The sequence below is a fragment of the Caldanaerobius fijiensis DSM 17918 genome (genome assembly GCF_900129075.1).
Lineage (GTDB): Bacteria > Bacillota > Thermoanaerobacteria > Thermoanaerobacterales > Caldanaerobiaceae > Caldanaerobius > Caldanaerobius fijiensis.
This window is the reverse complement of record NZ_FQVH01000011.1, coordinates 50,839-67,373: the sequence shown is the minus strand read 5'-3', so window position 1 is coordinate 67,373 and position 16,535 is coordinate 50,839. Positions and strand designations below refer to the sequence as shown.

The 16,535-nt window shown below is 40.6% G+C and carries 33 protein-coding genes; all 33 read left to right on the top strand.

From position 1 onward, the window contains the following. The first annotated feature begins 16 nt into the window (after nucleotides 1–16). The 33 genes from tuf to rplQ all read left to right on the top strand — a co-directional run bounded on the left by tuf (nucleotide 17) and on the right by rplQ (nucleotide 16,434). On the top strand, nucleotides 17–1,219 hold the full coding sequence (tuf, locus tag BUB87_RS06425; RefSeq protein ID WP_073343013.1) for an elongation factor Tu: 1,203 nt from the start codon (nucleotides 17–19) through the stop codon (nucleotides 1,217–1,219). An 80-nt stretch (nucleotides 1,220–1,299) separates the two neighbouring features. Next, nucleotides 1,300–1,608 (top strand): 30S ribosomal protein S10, encoded by a 309-nt coding sequence (rpsJ, locus tag BUB87_RS06420; protein ID WP_073343010.1) that lies wholly within the window; start codon nucleotides 1,300–1,302, stop codon nucleotides 1,606–1,608. Nucleotides 1,609–1,623: 15 nt separating this feature from the next. Beyond that, nucleotides 1,624–2,256, top strand: a complete 633-nt coding sequence (gene rplC, locus BUB87_RS06415) for a 50S ribosomal protein L3 (RefSeq protein ID WP_073343008.1) — start codon at nucleotides 1,624–1,626, stop codon at nucleotides 2,254–2,256. A 17-nt stretch (nucleotides 2,257–2,273) separates the two neighbouring features. Then, entirely contained in the window at nucleotides 2,274–2,897 is a 624-nt protein-coding gene (gene rplD / locus BUB87_RS06410) for a 50S ribosomal protein L4 (protein ID WP_073343005.1), read from the top strand. After that, nucleotides 2,897–3,187 (top strand): 50S ribosomal protein L23, encoded by a 291-nt coding sequence (gene rplW / locus BUB87_RS06405; RefSeq protein ID WP_073343003.1) that lies wholly within the window; start codon nucleotides 2,897–2,899, stop codon nucleotides 3,185–3,187. Before rplD ends, rplW begins: the two co-directional genes overlap by 1 nt. Before the next feature lie 40 nt (nucleotides 3,188–3,227). Next, nucleotides 3,228–4,058, top strand: a complete 831-nt coding sequence (rplB, locus tag BUB87_RS06400; RefSeq protein WP_073342999.1) for a 50S ribosomal protein L2 — start codon at nucleotides 3,228–3,230, stop codon at nucleotides 4,056–4,058. Nucleotides 4,059–4,075: 17 nt separating this feature from the next. Then, nucleotides 4,076–4,357, top strand: a complete 282-nt coding sequence (gene rpsS / locus BUB87_RS06395; RefSeq protein WP_073342997.1) for a 30S ribosomal protein S19 — start codon at nucleotides 4,076–4,078, stop codon at nucleotides 4,355–4,357. Between the two features lie 54 nt (nucleotides 4,358–4,411). Next, the gene (gene rplV, locus BUB87_RS06390; protein ID WP_073342994.1) at nucleotides 4,412–4,744 is read left to right on the top strand and encodes a 50S ribosomal protein L22; all 333 of its coding nucleotides are present in this window, start codon (nucleotides 4,412–4,414) and stop codon (nucleotides 4,742–4,744) included. Nucleotides 4,745–4,757: 13 nt separating this feature from the next. Further along, nucleotides 4,758–5,480 carry a 30S ribosomal protein S3 gene (gene rpsC, locus BUB87_RS06385; RefSeq protein ID WP_073342992.1) on the top strand — a complete coding sequence of 241 codons (723 nt, stop codon included), beginning with the start codon at nucleotides 4,758–4,760 and terminating at the stop codon, nucleotides 5,478–5,480. Next, entirely contained in the window at nucleotides 5,422–5,856 is a 435-nt protein-coding gene (gene rplP / locus BUB87_RS06380; protein WP_073342990.1) for a 50S ribosomal protein L16, read from the top strand. The genes rpsC and rplP overlap by 59 nt, the downstream gene beginning before the upstream one ends. Beyond that, the gene (gene rpmC / locus BUB87_RS06375) at nucleotides 5,846–6,049 is read left to right on the top strand and encodes a 50S ribosomal protein L29 (RefSeq protein WP_073342987.1); all 204 of its coding nucleotides are present in this window, start codon (nucleotides 5,846–5,848) and stop codon (nucleotides 6,047–6,049) included. The genes rplP and rpmC overlap by 11 nt, the downstream gene beginning before the upstream one ends. A gap of 12 nt (nucleotides 6,050–6,061) precedes the next feature. Further along, nucleotides 6,062–6,316, top strand: coding sequence for a 30S ribosomal protein S17 (gene rpsQ, locus BUB87_RS06370; protein ID WP_073342985.1), 255 nt, complete (start codon nucleotides 6,062–6,064; stop codon nucleotides 6,314–6,316). A 20-nt stretch (nucleotides 6,317–6,336) separates the two neighbouring features. Next, entirely contained in the window at nucleotides 6,337–6,705 is a 369-nt protein-coding gene (rplN, locus tag BUB87_RS06365; protein WP_073342982.1) for a 50S ribosomal protein L14, read from the top strand. After that, nucleotides 6,705–7,034, top strand: a complete 330-nt coding sequence (rplX, locus tag BUB87_RS06360; RefSeq protein ID WP_073342980.1) for a 50S ribosomal protein L24 — start codon at nucleotides 6,705–6,707, stop codon at nucleotides 7,032–7,034. The genes rplN and rplX overlap by 1 nt, the downstream gene beginning before the upstream one ends. 22 nt (nucleotides 7,035–7,056) lie before the next feature. Continuing rightward, entirely contained in the window at nucleotides 7,057–7,596 is a 540-nt protein-coding gene (gene rplE / locus BUB87_RS06355; protein ID WP_073342977.1) for a 50S ribosomal protein L5, read from the top strand. A 14-nt stretch (nucleotides 7,597–7,610) separates the two neighbouring features. Continuing rightward, a complete protein-coding gene (locus BUB87_RS06350) occupies nucleotides 7,611–7,796 on the top strand; it encodes a type Z 30S ribosomal protein S14 (protein WP_073342975.1) in 186 nt (61 codons plus the stop codon). A gap of 20 nt (nucleotides 7,797–7,816) precedes the next feature. Beyond that, on the top strand, nucleotides 7,817–8,215 hold the full coding sequence (rpsH, locus tag BUB87_RS06345) for a 30S ribosomal protein S8 (protein WP_073342972.1): 399 nt from the start codon (nucleotides 7,817–7,819) through the stop codon (nucleotides 8,213–8,215). A gap of 13 nt (nucleotides 8,216–8,228) precedes the next feature. Beyond that, entirely contained in the window at nucleotides 8,229–8,765 is a 537-nt protein-coding gene (gene rplF, locus BUB87_RS06340) for a 50S ribosomal protein L6 (RefSeq protein ID WP_073342970.1), read from the top strand. 16 nt (nucleotides 8,766–8,781) lie between these two features. Next, nucleotides 8,782–9,147 (top strand): 50S ribosomal protein L18, encoded by a 366-nt coding sequence (gene rplR, locus BUB87_RS06335; RefSeq protein ID WP_073342967.1) that lies wholly within the window; start codon nucleotides 8,782–8,784, stop codon nucleotides 9,145–9,147. A gap of 18 nt (nucleotides 9,148–9,165) precedes the next feature. Further along, complete coding sequence (rpsE, locus tag BUB87_RS06330; protein WP_073342965.1) at nucleotides 9,166–9,666, top strand: 30S ribosomal protein S5; 501 nt, start codon at nucleotides 9,166–9,168, stop codon at nucleotides 9,664–9,666. 8 nt (nucleotides 9,667–9,674) lie between these two features. Further along, nucleotides 9,675–9,860 (top strand): 50S ribosomal protein L30, encoded by a 186-nt coding sequence (gene rpmD, locus BUB87_RS06325; protein WP_073342962.1) that lies wholly within the window; start codon nucleotides 9,675–9,677, stop codon nucleotides 9,858–9,860. Nucleotides 9,861–9,872: 12 nt separating this feature from the next. Further along, the gene (gene rplO, locus BUB87_RS06320) at nucleotides 9,873–10,316 is read left to right on the top strand and encodes a 50S ribosomal protein L15 (protein WP_073342960.1); all 444 of its coding nucleotides are present in this window, start codon (nucleotides 9,873–9,875) and stop codon (nucleotides 10,314–10,316) included. A 1-nt stretch (nucleotide 10,317) separates the two neighbouring features. Then, nucleotides 10,318–11,574, top strand: a complete 1,257-nt coding sequence (gene secY / locus BUB87_RS06315; protein ID WP_073342957.1) for a preprotein translocase subunit SecY — start codon at nucleotides 10,318–10,320, stop codon at nucleotides 11,572–11,574. 9 nt (nucleotides 11,575–11,583) lie between these two features. Further along, on the top strand, nucleotides 11,584–12,240 hold the full coding sequence (locus BUB87_RS06310) for an adenylate kinase (RefSeq protein WP_073342954.1): 657 nt from the start codon (nucleotides 11,584–11,586) through the stop codon (nucleotides 12,238–12,240). Next, on the top strand, nucleotides 12,237–13,001 hold the full coding sequence (gene map, locus BUB87_RS06305; RefSeq protein ID WP_073342951.1) for a type I methionyl aminopeptidase: 765 nt from the start codon (nucleotides 12,237–12,239) through the stop codon (nucleotides 12,999–13,001). The genes BUB87_RS06310 and map overlap by 4 nt, the downstream gene beginning before the upstream one ends. Then, nucleotides 12,994–13,269 carry a KOW domain-containing RNA-binding protein gene (locus BUB87_RS06300; protein ID WP_073342948.1) on the top strand — a complete coding sequence of 92 codons (276 nt, stop codon included), beginning with the start codon at nucleotides 12,994–12,996 and terminating at the stop codon, nucleotides 13,267–13,269. Before map ends, BUB87_RS06300 begins: the two co-directional genes overlap by 8 nt. A gap of 18 nt (nucleotides 13,270–13,287) precedes the next feature. Further along, nucleotides 13,288–13,518 (top strand): translation initiation factor IF-1, encoded by a 231-nt coding sequence (infA, locus tag BUB87_RS06295; protein WP_073342946.1) that lies wholly within the window; start codon nucleotides 13,288–13,290, stop codon nucleotides 13,516–13,518. A gap of 6 nt (nucleotides 13,519–13,524) precedes the next feature. Continuing rightward, the gene (gene rpmJ, locus BUB87_RS06290; RefSeq protein WP_073342943.1) at nucleotides 13,525–13,638 is read left to right on the top strand and encodes a 50S ribosomal protein L36; all 114 of its coding nucleotides are present in this window, start codon (nucleotides 13,525–13,527) and stop codon (nucleotides 13,636–13,638) included. Between the two features lie 14 nt (nucleotides 13,639–13,652). Then, entirely contained in the window at nucleotides 13,653–14,021 is a 369-nt protein-coding gene (rpsM, locus tag BUB87_RS06285; RefSeq protein WP_073342940.1) for a 30S ribosomal protein S13, read from the top strand. Nucleotides 14,022–14,041: 20 nt separating this feature from the next. Then, nucleotides 14,042–14,434 carry a 30S ribosomal protein S11 gene (rpsK, locus tag BUB87_RS06280; protein ID WP_073342937.1) on the top strand — a complete coding sequence of 131 codons (393 nt, stop codon included), beginning with the start codon at nucleotides 14,042–14,044 and terminating at the stop codon, nucleotides 14,432–14,434. Between the two features lie 14 nt (nucleotides 14,435–14,448). Further along, on the top strand, nucleotides 14,449–15,069 hold the full coding sequence (rpsD, locus tag BUB87_RS06275; protein WP_073342935.1) for a 30S ribosomal protein S4: 621 nt from the start codon (nucleotides 14,449–14,451) through the stop codon (nucleotides 15,067–15,069). A gap of 66 nt (nucleotides 15,070–15,135) precedes the next feature. Further along, on the top strand, nucleotides 15,136–16,092 hold the full coding sequence (locus tag BUB87_RS06270; RefSeq protein ID WP_073342932.1) for a DNA-directed RNA polymerase subunit alpha: 957 nt from the start codon (nucleotides 15,136–15,138) through the stop codon (nucleotides 16,090–16,092). A 3-nt stretch (nucleotides 16,093–16,095) separates the two neighbouring features. Further along, nucleotides 16,096–16,434, top strand: coding sequence for a 50S ribosomal protein L17 (gene rplQ, locus BUB87_RS06265; protein WP_073342930.1), 339 nt, complete (start codon nucleotides 16,096–16,098; stop codon nucleotides 16,432–16,434). Nucleotides 16,435–16,535 lie beyond the last annotated feature (101 nt).

The window sequence follows — 16,535 nt, the reverse complement described above, 5'->3', positions numbered from 1 at the left end:
GATAGGAGGAAAAGAGATGGCAAAAGCACGTTATGAGAGAACGAAGCCCCATGTAAATATAGGGACGATAGGGCATGTTGATCATGGGAAGACGACATTAACAGCGGCCATAACAGCGGTATTAGCGACGCAGGGCAAGGCCGTAAAGACAGCATATGATGAGATAGACAAGGCGCCAGAGGAGAAGGCGAGAGGAATAACGATAAACACAGCGCACGTAGAGTATGAGACAGAGAGCAGGCATTATGCGCACGTAGATTGTCCTGGGCATGCCGACTATGTAAAGAACATGATAACAGGTGCTGCGCAGATGGACGGAGCGATATTGGTTGTATCAGCTGCGGATGGTGTAATGCCTCAGACGAGGGAGCACATACTGTTAGCGAGGCAGGTAGGGGTACCGTATATAGTAGTATTTATGAACAAATCAGACATGGTAGACGATCCCGAGCTATTAGAGATAGTAGAGATGGAAGTAAGGGACTTACTGAATGAGTACGAGTTTCCTGGAGATGACACGCCGATAGTGGTAGGGTCAGCGTTAAAGGCATTAGAGTGTGGATGTGGAAAGAGAGAGTGCGAGTGGTGCGGGAAGATATGGGAGTTAATGGATGCAGTAGACAGTTACATTCCGACACCGGACAGAGAGATAGACAAACCGTTCTTAATGCCGATAGAGGACGTATTTACGATAACAGGAAGAGGAACAGTTGTTACTGGTAGAGTAGAGAGAGGGACATTAAAGGTAGGAGAAGAGGTAGAGATAGTAGGGTTATCGACGGAGAAGAAGAAGACAGTAGTAACAGGTGTAGAGATGTTCAGGAAGATACTGGACGAAGCGCAAGCAGGAGACAACATAGGAGTATTGTTAAGAGGCATACAGAGAGAGGAAGTAGAGAGAGGGCAGGTATTAGCGAAGCCAGGTACGATACATCCGCATACGAAATTTACGGCGCAGGTATACGTACTGACGAAAGAAGAGGGAGGAAGGCACACGCCGTTCTTCAACGGGTACAGGCCGCAGTTTTACTTCAGGACAACAGACGTAACAGGGACCATACAGTTACCGGAAGGTGTAGAGATGGTGATGCCCGGGGACAATATAACGATGACGGTAGAGTTGATAACGCCGATAGCGATAGAAGAGGGATTGAGGTTTGCTATAAGGGAAGGCGGAAGGACTGTAGGAGCTGGTACAGTCGCTTCTATAATAGAGTGATTTTACAAAATTTAAACCTACCCATCGGGTAGGTTTAAATTTGAAACACCCGGTAGAGTGTATATAGGAGGAGGGAAATTATGGCTAAGCAAAATATAAGGATAAAGCTAAAGGCTTTCGACCATGCAATTCTGGATCAATCTGCCAAAAAGATAATTGAAACGGCAAAGCGTACAGGCGCAGATGTGTCGGGTCCTATACCCCTGCCGACTGAAAGGGAAGTGATAACTATACTTAGGGCACCGCATAAATATAAAGATTCCAGGGAGCAGTTTGAAATAAGAACTCATAAGAGACTTATTGATATATTAAATCCAACGCCAAAAACTGTTGATTCGCTTATGAGGCTAGATCTCCCGGCAGGCGTCGATATAGAGATAAAGCTGTGATAGGAGGTGTGAACGTTGAAAAAAGCGATTTTAGGTCGAAAAATAGGTATGACTGAAGTGTTTAGAGAAGATGGTACAGTTGTCCCTGTAACAGTAATAGAAGCAGGTCCTTGTGTGGTGGTTCAAAAGAAGACGGTAGACAATGACGGTTACGACGCAATTCAAGTAGGATTTATGGATATTAAAGAGAGCAAACTTAATAAGCCACTGATAGGACACTTTAAAAAAGCAAACGTACCGTTTAAAAAATATTTGAGAGAGTTTAGAATAGCAGATGCCCCATACAATGTGGGGGATGAAATAAAGGTGGATATATTTTCTGTGGGCGAAAGAGTTGATGTCACTGGTATTTCGAAAGGGAAAGGATTTGCAGGTACTATAAAGAGATGGAATGCTAGAAGAGGTCCTATGGCTCACGGTTCAAAGCACCATAGAAAGGTCGGTTCACTGGGTGCATCAACATTTCCAGCCAGGGTTTTAAAGGGCCATCATCTGCCAGGTCGTTTAGGCGGTGAGAGGGTTACAGTGCAGAACTTAGAGATCGTAAAGATATATCCGGAAAAAAATCTTATGTTGGTTAAAGGGTCGGTACCAGGTAATAAGGGATCTCTTTTGATGATAAAGGACACTGTAAAAGTAAATAAATGATGAAGGGAGGCTTATAAATGCCAAAGGTTCCAGTTTATAACTTAAATGCTGAACAAGTGGGCGAAATAGAACTGAACGATAATATATTTGGTGTAGATATAAATGTTCCTGCGATGCATCAGGCTGTGGTTAATTATCTTGCTAATCAAAGGCAGGGTACCCACTCTACAAAAACCAGGGGTGAAGTAAGAGGAGGAGGTAGGAAACCCTGGAGGCAGAAAGGTACCGGGCGCGCCAGACAAGGGAGTATAAGAGCACCGCAATGGATAAAAGGTGGTGTTGTATTTGGGCCAAAGCCGAGGGATTACAGCTACAAACTTCCTAAAAAGATAAAAAGATTGGCATTAAAATCTGCGCTATCTTCAAAGGTGAAAGACAACGACATAATAGTTCTGGAAGATCTGAAGCTGCCACAGCCTAAGACAAAAGAAATTGTAAAACTTTTGAAGAATTTTAACGTGGAAAAAAAGGCTTTAATAGTGGTGCCAGAAAAAGATGAGATTGTTGAAAGATCAGCGAGAAATATACCAGGTGTTAAGACCATGATTGCTAATAACATTAACACTTATGAGATATTGAAACACAATAAGTTTATTGTGACGAAAGATGCCATACTCAAAATTGAGGAGGTGTTTGCATAATGGCAACTCCTTATGATATCATAATAAGGCCTATAATTACTGAGAAGTCAATGAATCTCATGGGAGATAAAAAATACACATTTGAAGTGGCGAGAGATGCTAATAAAATTGAGATAAAAAAAGCTGTTGAAGAATTATTTGGTGTAAAAGTGGAAAAAGTCTATACAATGAATATAAGAGGCAAAAAAAAGCGAGTAGGCAGGTACGAAGGGAAAAAACCGGATTGGAAAAAAGCTATTGTCAAATTGACTCCAGATAGCAAGACGATTGAGTTCTTTGAAAATATATAAATATTCCTATGTTGAAATGTAATTTAAGGAGGGACACGAAGTGGGAATAAAAAAATACAAACCGACATCCCCGGGCAGGCGCTTTATGACAGTTTCTACATTTGAAGAGATAACGAAAAAGGAACCCGAAAAGTCACTTACAATCAGTTTGAATAAGAAAGCAGGTAGAAATGTATACGGGCGTATAACGGTAAGGCATAGAGGTGGCGGACACAAGAGGTTGTATAGAATAATTGATTTTAAAAGGGATAAAGACGGAATACCAGCAAAGGTTGCTTCAATAGAATATGATCCCAACAGGACTGCGTATATAGCGCTTTTGCATTATGCAGATGGTGAAAAGAGGTATATAATAGCTCCTTACGGGCTTCAGGTTGGCGATACGGTTATGTCGGGCGAAAATGCAGAAATAAAAATAGGAAATGCGCTTCCGCTTAAAAACATCCCTGTAGGTACAATCGTACACAACATAGAATTAGTACCTGGCAAAGGAGGGCAGCTGGTAAGAGCGGCGGGTGCTGCAGCTCAGCTCATTGCAAAAGAAGGCGACTATGCTCAATTAAGGTTGCCATCGTCTGAAGTTAGAATGGTCAGGTTGGAGTGTAAAGCCACTATAGGGCAGGTATCGAATTTAGACCATGAAAATATCACTTTAGGAAAAGCTGGTCGTAGTAGATGGCTTGGTATAAGGCCAACAGTTAGAGGATCGGCAATGAATCCTGTGGATCATCCACATGGTGGTGGTGAAGGCAAAGCACCTATCGGAAGACCGTCGCCGGTTACTCCTTGGGGTAAACCTACATTGGGCTATAAGACCAGGAAAAAGAATAAGCCGTCTGATAAATATATCGTGCGCAGGAGAAAGAAATAGCAAAAGGAGGGAATTCAATGAGCAGGTCGCTAAAAAAAGGACCATATGTGGATCCGAAGTTGCTTAAAAAGATAATAGATATGAATGAAAAAAGGGAAAAGTCCATCATTAAAACGTGGTCCAGAAGTTCTACAATTGTTCCTGAAATGGTCGGCCATACCATAGCTGTACATGACGGAAGAAAGCATGTACCTGTTTATATAACAGAAGAAATGGTGGGTCATAAGTTAGGTGAGTTTGCACCTACCAGAAAATTTGGAGGCCATGCAGGCACGGAAAAGACTACCAAGGTGAAATAGCAAAATGAAGTAGAGGCATTGATTTATCGATTATATGCAAGGGAGGTATCTATAGTGGAAGCCAGAGCAACAGCCAGGTATTTAAGGTTGTCGCCGCTAAAAGCGCGCCTTGTGGTTGATATGATACGTGGGAAGAGCGTAAGAGAAGCAATGGCTATATTGAATTACACACCTAATAAGGCTGCATATTATTTGCGCAAGGTGTTAAAATCGGCGGTAGCTAATGCCGAAAACAATTTTAATATGAATGCGGATAACTTATATGTTGCAGAAGTTTTTGCAAATCCAGGTCCCATAATGAAGAGATATAAGCCAAGGGCAAGAGGTAGAGCTGATGTCATGAGAAGAAGGACCAGCCACCTCACTGTAGTAGTGAAAGAGAGATAAAAGGAGGGATATAATGGGTCAAAAGGTAAATCCAATTGGTTTAAGAATAGGAATTATAAGGGGTTGGGAATCGAGGTGGTTTTCCAACGATAAAGACTTTGCAAATAATTTACTGGAAGACGATAAGTTGCGCCGCTATATAAAGACAAAGTTGTATGATTCCGGTGTGGCTCGCATTGAAATAGAGAGAACGGCTAACAGGACGAGAATAAATATCCATACTGCAAAGCCAGGAATGGTTATAGGAAAAGGTGGTTCAGGCATTGAGGAGCTTAAAAATGAATTGGAAAAAATGACAGGTAAAAATATTGTCATAAATATAATCGAGGTAAAGAAGCCTGAGCTTAGTGCACAGCTGGTGGCAGAAAATATAGCATCACAGCTGGAAAAACGTATAAGCTTTAGGAGAGCTATGAAGCAAGCGATAATGAGGACGATGAGAGCAGGAGCTAAAGGTATAAAGACAGCTTGTTCAGGCAGGTTGGGCGGAGCTGAAATCGCCAGAACAGAGCATTACCATGAGGGTGTTGTGCCGTTGCAGACGTTGAGAGCAGATATAGATTATGGCTTTGCAGAAGCTCATACGACCTATGGGAAAATAGGTGTAAAGGTATGGATAAATAGAGGAGAAATACTTCCGCGTAAAAATGAGGAAAAAGAGGAAGGAGTGAGCGACAATGTTGATGCCGAAAAGGACAAAGTTCAGAAAGATGCAAAAAGGCAGGATAAAAGGTAAAGCTACAAGAGGAAACACCATTACTTATGGAGATTATGCAATACAGGCACTGGAACCCGGCTGGATAACGGCAAATCAGATTGAAGCGTGCAGGGTTGCTATAACCAGATATGTAAGAAGGGGAGGTAAGGTCTGGATCAAAATATTCCCGGATAAGCCTCTTACGAGGAAACCGGCTGAAACGCGTATGGGTTCTGGTAAGGGTAACCCGGAACTCTGGGTAGCTGTGGTAAAACCTGGTAGGGTGCTGTTCGAGATAGGCGGTATACCTGAAGAAACAGCTAGAGAAGCACTGCGCCTTGCTATGTATAAGCTGCCTATAAAGACGAAGTTCATAAAGCGAGAAGAAATGGGTGGTGAGGCCAATGAAAGCTAATGAGTTGAGAGAGTTATCGGATGCTGAACTCAATAGAAAATTGCGTGACCTCAAAGAAGAGTTATTTAATTTGAGGTTTCAGATGGTGACAGGGCAGTTAGATAATCCTATGAGAATAAGGCTGATTAGAAAAGATATCGCAAGGATAAAGACCATTTTACGAGAAAGGGAATTAAAAGCCATATCAAAATAAGGAGGGATTAGCTTGGAACGGAATGCGCGTAAGGTGAGAGTAGGTATTGTTGTCAGTGATAAAATGGATAAAACTGTGGTCGTGGCTATTGAAGATAGGGTAAAACATCCTTTGTACGGCAAGACTATCAGGCGAACAAAAAAATTTAAAGTTCATGATGAGCAGAACCAGTGCAGAGTAGGGGATAAAGTAAAAATTATGGAAACAAGGCCGTTGAGCAAAGAAAAAAGGTGGAGGCTTGTAGAGATTCTTGAGCGGGCAAAATAATTTGGAAGGAGGATAAGGCGATGATTCAACCTCAGACAAGACTTAATGTGGCAGATAATACTGGAGCAAAAGAGTTGATGTGTATTCATGTAATGGGCGGTTTTCATAAAAAATACGCGAATATCGGCGATATAATTGTTTGTTCTGTTAAAGATGCAACACCAGGCGGCGTTGTTAAAAAAGGCGATGTGGTAAAAGCCGTTGTGGTTCGCTCTAAAAGAGGCATTAGAAGGAAGGATGGGTCTTATATCAGGTTTGATGATAATGCCGCTGTAATTATAAGAGATGACAAACAACCAAGAGGTACACGTATATTTGGACCTGTGGCGAGAGAACTGAGAGAAAAAGATTTTGCAAGAATTATATCGCTAGCGCCTGAAGTACTTTGATGGAGGTGATAGACGTGCATGTTAAAAAGGGCGATATGGTCGTAGTCATATCGGGTGATGATAAAGGTAAAAAAGGCAAAATATTGAAGGCTTTTCCGAAGACAGGTAAGGTATTGGTAGAAGGAGTAAATATTGTTACGAAACATCAGAAGCCAAGACCAGGGATTCAGCAAGCTGGAATAATACATGAAGAAGCACCGATAAACAGTTCAAAGGTAATGCTGTTTTGCCCTAATTGCAATAGGGGCGTAAGATATAAGACAGAGATACTGGAGAATGGAGAAAAGATTAGAGTTTGCAAAAAATGCAATGAATCGCTGGATAAATGAGGATGAAAGGAGGCATTAAAAAGTGTCGAGGTTACACGAGTACTATAAAAATGAAGTAGTCCCAGCATTGATGAAGAGATTTAACTATAAAAATATAATGCAGGTGCCAAAACTCGAGAAAATCGTTATAAATACGGGTGTCAGTGACGCAAAAGAAAACCCAAAAGCTTTAGAATCAGCGGTAAATGATTTAGCCATGATTACGGGCCAGAAACCAATGGTTACAAGGGCTAAGAAGTCAATAGCAGCTTTTAAGATAAGAGCAGGAATGCCAATAGGTGCAAAGGTTACATTAAGAGGCGAAAAGATGTATGAGTTTGCCGATAAGTTGTTTAATATAAATCTTCCTAGGGTTCGCGATTTCAGAGGGGTATCGAGCAATTCTTTTGATGGAAGAGGTAATTATACATTAGGTATACGGGAGCAGCTTATTTTTCCTGAAATTGATTACGATAAGATAGATAAAATCAGGGGTATGGATATTGTTTTTGTCACTACAGCTAAGACAGACGAAGAAGCACGGGCATTGTTAGAGTTACTGGGAATGCCATTTTCTAAATAAAGGAGGTACTGAGTTTGGCACGAAAAGCTTTAATTGTAAAACAACAGAGAAAACCGAAATATCCCACAAGGGCTTACAATAGATGTAAGATTTGTGGAAGACCTCATGCTTATTTGAGCAAATTTGGTATATGCAGGATTTGCTTTAGAGAAAAAGCTTATAAAGGCGAAATTCCAGGTGTTAAGAAAGCCAGCTGGTAAGGATAGAAAGGAGGCATATTATGATGGTTACAGATACAATTGCGGATATGCTTACACGGATAAGAAATGCGAATATTGCCAGACATGAGACTGTAGATATACCATACTCTAAATTAAAAATGAAATTAGCATCTATTATGTTAGATGAAGGGTATATCAAGAATGTAGAAGTAATTGAAGATGGCAATCATAAAAATATAAGAATATGGTTAAAATATGGGCCAAACAAAGAGAGGGTAATATCAGGGCTTAAGAGAATAAGCAAGCCTGGTTTAAGAGTGTATGCAACTCATGATCAGCTGCCAAGGGTTTTAGGAGGGCTTGGAACAGCAATTATATCTACGTCTAAAGGTATATTAACTGATAAACAAGCCAGAAAAGAAGGAGTAGGCGGAGAAGTAATTTGCTATATCTGGTAGGGGAGGTGCGATTATGTCAAGAATAGGTAGGTTGCCTGTTGAAATACCGAAAGGGACGGATGTGAAAGTTGAGGGTAATGTGGTAACAGTGAAAGGCCCAAAAGGTGAGCTGAAAAAAGAATTTCATAAAGACATGAAGATTGTGGTGGAAGATGGCAAAATATTCGTCAAAAGACCTAGTGACGAGAGGGAACACAAGGCATTGCATGGGCTCACAAGGGCTTTGATACAGAACATGATTGAAGGTGTAAATAAAGGCTTTGAAAAAACATTAGAGGTACAGGGCGTTGGATATAGGGTTCAAAAGCAGGGCAAGAAATTGGTGCTGAGTCTTGGCTTTTCCCATCCAGTAGAAGTCGATGAGGTTCCAGGAATAGAGTATGTAGTAAATGAAAACAAAATTACCGTTAAGGGTGTAGATAAACAGCTGGTAGGACAGGTTGCTGCTCAGATACGATCACTTAAAAAGCCTGATCCGTATTTAGGCAAAGGCATTAAATACTCCGATGAAGTTCTGAAGCTCAAGGAAGGTAAGACAGGTAAGAAGTAATGAAAGGAGTGATAGTATGATACTCAAAGAAGATAGAAATAAGCTAAGAGCCAGGCGCCATTTAAGGATTAGGAAGAAGGTTAAAGGTACGCCGGAAAGACCTCGCTTGTGCGTATTCAAAAGTTTAAAGCACATTTACGCACAGATTATTGATGATACACAGGGAAGAACATTGGTCTATGTGTCTACATTATCTCCTGAGCTTAGAGGCCAGGTAAAGGGGTGCAATATCAGATCGGCTAGAGCTGTAGGAGAGTTGGTGGCCAAAAAAGCTCTGGAGAAAGGTATAAAAAAAGTTGTGTTTGACAGAGGCGGCTATATATATCATGGAAAAGTTAAAGAACTGGCGGAAGCAGCCAGAAATGCTGGTTTAGAATTTTAAAGTAAAGGAGGGGATTTTGTGCGAATAGATGCTAGTAAAATAGAAAATCTTGAAGAGCGAGTTGTTTCTATAAACAGGGTAGCAAAAGTTGTTCAGGGCGGTAAAAATTTCAGGTTTAGTGTTGTCGTTGTTGTAGGTGATAAGAAAGGCCATGTTGGCATTGGTAAAGGAAAAGCAGCTGAGATACCTGACGCCATACGAAAGGCTATTGAATCTGCTAAGAAAAACTTGATAAAAATTCCCATTGTAAATGACACTATTCCACATGAAGTATTGGGCCATTTTGGCGCTGGTGAAGTTATTATGAAGCCTGCAAGAGAAGGTACCGGTGTCATAGCAGGTGGACCGTTGAGGTTATTATTTGAGGTTGCAGGGATAAAGAATATAAGGACGAAATCTGTTGGGTCCAATAATGCTAGGAATATGCTAAATGCAGCTTTTGAAGGTCTAAAGTCGTTGAGGACCGTTGAAGAAGTGGCAAGATTAAGGGGCAAAACAGTTGAGGAAATTCTTGGTTGAGGTGATTAATGTTGGCTAAGCTGAAAATAACCTTGGTTAGAAGTACTATAGGAAGGCCAGATGATCAGATTGGTACAGTGAAAGCATTGGGCTTGCGGAAATTGCACAGCACCGTTGTTAAAGAAGATACTCCTGTAATAAGAGGAATGATCAATAAGGTAAAGCACCTTGTTAAAGTAGAAGAAATAGTATAGGAGGTGTTAATAATGCAGTTACATGAATTAAAGCCTGCAGAAGGTTCAAAAAAGAAGCCTAAAAGAGTGGGCAGAGGTATCGGCTCAGGTCATGGCAAGACATCTACCCGCGGCCATAAAGGACAAAAAGCGAGAAGTGGTGGTGGCGTGCGACCAGGCTTTGAAGGTGGACAGATGCCGCTTCACAGAAGATTACCAAAGAGGGGATTTGTCAATATTTTTGCAAAAGAATATGCTATTGTAAATGTCCAGACACTAAATGATAAATTTAATGACGGAGATGTGGTTACACCTGACGTGTTGCTGGAGAGAAGGATTATAAAGGACATTAAAGATGGCGTTAAAATACTGGGTGATGGCGAATTAACAAAGAATTTGACAGTGAAGGCTAATAAGTTTTCAGAGGGTGCTGTGAAAAAAATCCAGGAAGCTGGAGGAAAGGTAGAGGTGATTTAAATTGCTGTCCACCTTAATTAATGCCTGGAAAGTGCCTGATTTAAGGAAACGGATGCTTTATACGCTGATAATGTTGTTAATTTTCAGAGCTGGATCCCATATTCCTATCCCTAATATAGATGCGTCCATTATAAAAGATTACCTGAAAAGTGGACAATTATTAGGTTTTTTTGATATAATATCAGGTGGTGCATTCAGGGATTTTACAATATTTGCTATGAGCATTATTCCTTATGTCAACGCCTCAATAATACTTCAGCTTTTGACAATTGCTATTCCAAGCTTGGAACAATTGGCAAAAGAGGGTGAGGAAGGACGTAAAAAGATTGCTCAGTATACGAGATATGGGACGGTAATACTGGCATTGATACAGGCAATCGGCTTGACATTTGGGCTGAAAGGTGCTATTGTAAATCCCAGTTTTATAAATATGACGATAATAGTCCTGACGCTTACGGCAGGAACGGCGTTTCTTATGTGGTTGGGTGAACAGATCACTGATAAAGGTATAGGCAATGGTATATCCCTTATAATTTTTGCGGGTATAATTGCGAGAATACCGAGTATGATTGCAACCACATTTAAATATGTGAGTGGAGGCACTACCAGCTTCTTGGGTGGATTAGGTTTTTGGATTGCTATATTGTTGTTAATTGTATCCGTTGTAGTAATGCAGGAAGCGCAAAGGCGTATTCCTGTACAATATGCTAAGAGGACGGTAGGAAGAAAGGTATACGGAGGCCAATCCACACATATACCCTTGAGATTGCTACAGGCGGGGGTTATACCAATAATTTTTGGCCTTTCGATAGTGGGTTTTCCATTGCAGATCGCAGCGTTTTTACCAAATACTACATTTGCTACCATAGTAAATAGATACTTTAACTGGAATAGCTTCGCATACAATTTGATTGATTTCATATTGATCATATTGTTTACTTATTTCTATACGGCTATAATTTTCAACCCTATAGAAGTAGCTGACAATATGAAACAATACGGTGGTTTTATACCGGGTATAAGGCCAGGAAAACCGACGGCAGATTATTTGACCCGGATAATGTATAGAATCACTTTTGTTGGCGGTGTTTTTCTTGCCCTTATTACGGTCATACCGATATTGATAATGAGTGCTACAGGTCTAAACGTAGCATTTGGCGGTACAGCAATCCTCATTGCCGTTGGTGTTGCCATAGATACTATCAAGCAATTGGAAGGACAAATGTTGATGCGCCATTATCAAGGATTTCTAAAATGAGGTGATAACATGAATGTTATATTGATGGGTCCGCCAGGAGCGGGAAAGGGCACCCACGCAGCGAAAATAGTTGACAAGTACGGTATACCTCATATTTCAACTGGCGACATATTCCGCGAAAACCTAAAAAATGGGACAGCACTGGGGAATAAGGCGAAAGAGTATATGGATAAGGGACAATTGGTACCTGATGAGATCGTCATCGAAATAGTAAAGGACCGCTTGAAGAGACCTGATTGTGAAAAGGGGTTTTTACTTGATGGCTTTCCCAGAACAATAAAACAGGCAGATGCTCTCGACGACTTTTTGAAAGAAATGGGCAAAAAAATTGATGCAGTGATTAATATGGTAGCAGAAAGGGAAACATTAATAAATAGGGTAATTTATAGAAGAGTATGCCCGGAATGTGGTGCCGTTTATCATTTAATAAATATTCCGCCAAAAGTAGAGGGCAAATGCGACGTATGTGGTGCAAATTTAATACAGAGAAAAGACGATACAAAAGAGACGATTGAGAAGCGATTAGATGTATATGATGAACAGACTAAACCTCTGATAGATTATTACAGCAAAAAAGGTCTTTTGTATGAAGTAGATGGCGGTAAGCCTATTGAGGAGGCTTTTGCAGATATTTGCCGCATATTGGGGAGCATCGACGATAAATGATTATAATTAAATCGCGCCGCGAGATAGAGATTATGAAAATCGCAGGTAGGATCGTCGCGGAATGCCTTCAGCTGGTTGGCGAAAAGATTAAGCCAGGGGTTAAGACAATTGAGCTGGACCGCGTCGCAGAAAATTATATAAAGAAAAATAGGGCAATTCCTTCTTTCAAGGGATACAATGGCTTTCCTGCAAATATATGTGTTTCAGTTAACGAGGAGGTTGTACACGGTATTCCTGGCGATAGGGAATTAAAGGATGGAGATATAGTAAGCGTTGATATCGGAGTGATTTATAATGGGTATCACGGCGATGCGGCGCGTACCTTCCCTGTAGGGAATATATCTGCCTCTGCGAAAAGGTTGATTGAGGTTACAAAAGAAAGTTTTTTTAAAGGTATCCAGTACGCTACCAGCGATCATCGGCTATACGATATTTCATACGCCATTCAAAGATATGTGGAATCCAATGGTTATTCTGTTGTGAGAGAATATGTAGGTCATGGCATAGGTCGTAGTATGCATGAAGATCCACAGGTTCCGAATTTTGGATGTTCGGGGAGGGGTGTAAGGCTTAGAGAAGGTATGACTCTTGCCATTGAGCCGATGGTCAACGAAGGCACTTTTGAAGTACGTACTCTTGACAATAACTGGACTGTTGTGACAGCAGACGGCAAACTATCTGCACATTATGAAAACACAATTGCTATTACACCTGAAGGACCTGAAATATTGACTATTCTGGCAGGTGAAATAAATGAATAATAGTAGTGATTTAACCCCTGGTCAGATTGTTAAATCGAAAATGGGCAGAGATAGTGGCAGATACTTTATTGTTTTGGCTGTAGATGGTGGATATGCGTTTATTGCTGATGGAGAGCTACGTAAGGTAGATAAACCTAAGAAAAAAAATATAAAACATCTTTTAAAGACAAATGAGTGCGATGAGTTCATTAGAGATAAAATATTGAGTGGCAAAAAGATTTCGAATGCGGATTTAAGAAAGGCTCTGGAAAAATATAAAAAGGCGTGAAATGGGGAGGTAATTTCCTTGCCTAAAGAAGATGTCATTGAGGTAGAGGGGACTGTTGTTGAGGCGTTGCCTAATGCGATGTTTCAGGTAGAGTTGGAAAATGGCTATAGGGTGTTAGCCCATATATCTGGCAAACTGAGAATGAACTTTATAAAAATCCTTCCGGGAGATAAAGTGACTGTAGAATTAACTCCTTACGACCTTACGAGAGGTAGGATCGTATGGAGAGGAAAGAAAGAAAAGGAGTGATTTTGTATGAAGGTAAGGCCATCGGTTAAACCGATTTGTGAGAAATGCAAAGTCATAAAGAGAAAAGGTAGGGTTATGATTATCTGCGAAAACCCGAAACATAAACAGAGACAGGGTTGAAAGGAGGCACGATTATGGCGAGAATAGCAGGCATTGATTTACCAAGAGATAAAAGGGTTGAAATAGGTTTGACGTATATATATGGGATAGGAAGAGCTACTTCAAAGAAGATATTAGAAAAAGCCGGGGTAAACCCGGATACCCGTGTTCGAGATCTTACTGATGAAGAAGAAAGGAAATTAAGGGAAATAATTGAGAATGAATATAAGGTCGAGGGAGATTTAAGAAGAGAAGTTGCGACAAATATAAAAAGGCTTATAGATATCGGATGTTATAGAGGTATCCGGCATCGTAAAGGATTGCCCGTACGAGGTCAGCGTACCAGAACTAATGCCAGAACGAGAAAAGGGCCTAAGAGGACTGTGGCCAAGAAGAAGAAATAAAAGTAAGAGGAGGGACGTATATGCCTAAAAACGTTAAAAAGGCCAGAAGAAGGCGCGATAGAAGAAATGTGGAAAAGGGTATTGCGCACATTCACTCAACTTTTAATAATACTATTGTAACGCTTACAGATATGACCGGAAATGCTATTTCATGGGCTAGCGCTGGTACAGTGGGTTTCAAAGGTTCAAGGAAATCCACACCTTTTGCGGCGCAGATGGCTGCAGAAGCAGCTGCAAAGGCGGCTATGGATATGGGCATGAGAAATGTAGAAGTATATGTCAAAGGGCCTGGAGCAGGCAGGGAGGCGGCTATAAGGGCGCTTCAAGCAGCAGGATTAGAAGTAAACGCGATAAAAGACGTTACGCCTATTCCGCACAATGGATGTAGGCCACCGAAGAGAAGAAGATTGTAAAGGAGGTGCTATAAATGGCGAGATATACTCAACCAGTTTGCAGGAGATGCAGAAGGGAAGGAATGAAATTATTCTTAAAAGGAGATAAATGTTATACAGATAAATGTCCGGTAAGCAGAAGGGCTTTTGCTCCTGGACAGCACGGCCAGAATAGAAAGAAGTTATCAAACTATGGTGTTCAGCTGAGGGAAAAACAAAAAGTGAAAAGCATTTATGGAATATTAGAAACGCAGTTTAGAAGGTATTTTGAAGAAGCAGAAAGGCGCAAGGGTATAACGGGTGAAAACCTGCTGCAGATGTTAGAGAGGCGCCTTGATAATGTAGTATATAGACTGGGTTTTGCATCCTCAAGGGCACAGGCAAGGCAGATAGTTAAACATGGCCATATACTGGTAAACGGGCAAAAAGTTGATATCCCTTCATATGAAACAAAGGTAGGGGATGTGATTTCAGTTAAAGAGAAGAGTCGTCAAATGCAGGTGATAAAAGACAATTTAGAAGCTAACAGAAATGTACCCGATTGGCTCCAGTTAGATAAAGATAATTTCCAAGGCACTGTAGTGGCATTGCCCAAGAGAGAGCATATTGATATACCGATTGAGGAGCATTATATTGTTGAGCTTTACTCTAAGTAATGTAAAGATAGCAGTTACCCTCGGTTTTGAAACATGGAACTCATGGATTAGGAGGGTTTTCATATCATGATAGAGATAGAAAAACCAAAAATAGAATGTCTGAAGAGGAACCCGGAAGGCACATACAGCATGTTTAGTATAGAGCCATTGGAGAGAGGATATGGCATTACTCTGGGGAATTCGTTGCGGAGGGTATTGCTTTCCTCGCTTCCGGGTACTGCCGTAACTTCAATAAAGATTGATGGCGTATTACATGAATTTTCGACGATTCCTGGCGTGGTAGAAGATGTACCTGAAATAATTTTAAATATAAAACAGCTGGCTTTAAAATTGCATTCCAACGATGACAAACCAATAGTGGCTTATATAGATAAGACGGGTGAAGGGGAAGTAATAGCAGATGATATAAAGACTGACGCTGATCTAGAAATAGTCTATCCAGATATGCACATCGCAACACTGGAAAAGGACGCTAGACTCCATATGGAATTAACTATAGCCAATGGAAGAGGGTATGTTACGGCAGAGAGGAATAAGCTTCCTGATCAGCCGATTGGATTGATTCCCGTTGATTCAATATTTACTCCTGTCAAAAAAGTCAATTATAATGTAGAAAACGCTAGAGTTGGGCAGATAACAGATTATGATAAACTTATTTTAGAGGTTTGGACCAATGGGAGCATTAAACCGGATGAAGCTATAAGCCTGGCGGCAAAGATATTAATAGAACATCTAAACTTATTTGTTACTATGTCCGAGCATATAAATGACATGGAGATTTTGGTGGAAAAAGAAAATAATCAAGATAATCATCTTATTGATATGCCTATAGAAGAATTGGATCTATCTGTAAGGTCATATAATTGCTTAAAGCGAGCGGGAATAAACACGGTTGGTGAATTGACGCAAAAAACTGAGGAAGAAATGATGAAAGTTCGAAACTTGGGGAAAAAATCATTGGAAGAAGTACAGCAGAAATTAAAGGCATTAGGACTTAGTTTAAAACCAAGTGAGGAGGGATAAAGGATGTACCATAGGAAATTAAGGCGTCCTACTGACCAGCGTATGGCGATGTTGAGAAATCTTACTACAAGTCTTTTAAAACATGGGAGAATAAAGACGACAGAAGCCAGGGCAAAAGAGACCAGAAAGTTTGCTGAAAAAATGATAACACTGGCTAAGAGAGGGGATCTCCACGCAAGGAGACAGGCTCTTGCGTTTATATATGACGAAACGGTTGTCAAGAATCTGTTTGATGAGATAGCGCCACGATATGCCGACAGGCAGGGTGGATATACAAGGATCATAAAAATAGGTCCAAGGCGCGGTGATGCAGCGCCAATGGCGATAATTGAGTTAATATGAGTAGACAGGGATTAAGTATTGCTTAATCCCTATTTACATTTTGGGGATAAATAATATATAATACAATTGTGGTTATTATGCGAAAAAATGAATATTTCTAT

Bases quoted from the DNA above. Each gene is read 5' to 3' on its own strand.
- tuf (WP_073343013.1), top strand. From the start codon at position 17: ATGGCAAAAGCACGTTATGAGAGAACGAAGCCCCATGTAAATATAGGG.
- rpsJ (WP_073343010.1), top strand. From the start codon at position 1,300: ATGGCTAAGCAAAATATAAGGATAAAGCTAAAGGCTTTCGACCATGCA.
- rplD (WP_073343005.1), top strand. From the start codon at position 2,274: ATGCCAAAGGTTCCAGTTTATAACTTAAATGCTGAACAAGTGGGCGAA.
- rplW (WP_073343003.1), top strand. From the start codon at position 2,897: ATGGCAACTCCTTATGATATCATAATAAGGCCTATAATTACTGAGAAG.
- rpsS (WP_073342997.1), top strand. From the start codon at position 4,076: ATGAGCAGGTCGCTAAAAAAAGGACCATATGTGGATCCGAAGTTGCTT.
- rpsC (WP_073342992.1), top strand. From the start codon at position 4,758: ATGGGTCAAAAGGTAAATCCAATTGGTTTAAGAATAGGAATTATAAGG.
- rplP (WP_073342990.1), top strand. From the start codon at position 5,422: ATGTTGATGCCGAAAAGGACAAAGTTCAGAAAGATGCAAAAAGGCAGG.
- rpmC (WP_073342987.1), top strand. From the start codon at position 5,846: ATGAAAGCTAATGAGTTGAGAGAGTTATCGGATGCTGAACTCAATAGA.
- rplN (WP_073342982.1), top strand. From the start codon at position 6,337: ATGATTCAACCTCAGACAAGACTTAATGTGGCAGATAATACTGGAGCA.
- rplX (WP_073342980.1), top strand. From the start codon at position 6,705: ATGGAGGTGATAGACGTGCATGTTAAAAAGGGCGATATGGTCGTAGTC.
- rpsH (WP_073342972.1), top strand. From the start codon at position 7,817: ATGATGGTTACAGATACAATTGCGGATATGCTTACACGGATAAGAAAT.
- rplF (WP_073342970.1), top strand. From the start codon at position 8,229: ATGTCAAGAATAGGTAGGTTGCCTGTTGAAATACCGAAAGGGACGGAT.
- rplR (WP_073342967.1), top strand. From the start codon at position 8,782: ATGATACTCAAAGAAGATAGAAATAAGCTAAGAGCCAGGCGCCATTTA.
- rpmD (WP_073342962.1), top strand. From the start codon at position 9,675: ATGTTGGCTAAGCTGAAAATAACCTTGGTTAGAAGTACTATAGGAAGG.
- rplO (WP_073342960.1), top strand. From the start codon at position 9,873: ATGCAGTTACATGAATTAAAGCCTGCAGAAGGTTCAAAAAAGAAGCCT.
- BUB87_RS06310 (WP_073342954.1), top strand. From the start codon at position 11,584: ATGAATGTTATATTGATGGGTCCGCCAGGAGCGGGAAAGGGCACCCAC.
- map (WP_073342951.1), top strand. From the start codon at position 12,237: ATGATTATAATTAAATCGCGCCGCGAGATAGAGATTATGAAAATCGCA.
- BUB87_RS06300 (WP_073342948.1), top strand. From the start codon at position 12,994: ATGAATAATAGTAGTGATTTAACCCCTGGTCAGATTGTTAAATCGAAA.
- rpmJ (WP_073342943.1), top strand. From the start codon at position 13,525: ATGAAGGTAAGGCCATCGGTTAAACCGATTTGTGAGAAATGCAAAGTC.
- rpsM (WP_073342940.1), top strand. From the start codon at position 13,653: ATGGCGAGAATAGCAGGCATTGATTTACCAAGAGATAAAAGGGTTGAA.
- rpsK (WP_073342937.1), top strand. From the start codon at position 14,042: ATGCCTAAAAACGTTAAAAAGGCCAGAAGAAGGCGCGATAGAAGAAAT.
- rpsD (WP_073342935.1), top strand. From the start codon at position 14,449: ATGGCGAGATATACTCAACCAGTTTGCAGGAGATGCAGAAGGGAAGGA.
- BUB87_RS06270 (WP_073342932.1), top strand. From the start codon at position 15,136: ATGATAGAGATAGAAAAACCAAAAATAGAATGTCTGAAGAGGAACCCG.
- rplQ (WP_073342930.1), top strand. From the start codon at position 16,096: ATGTACCATAGGAAATTAAGGCGTCCTACTGACCAGCGTATGGCGATG.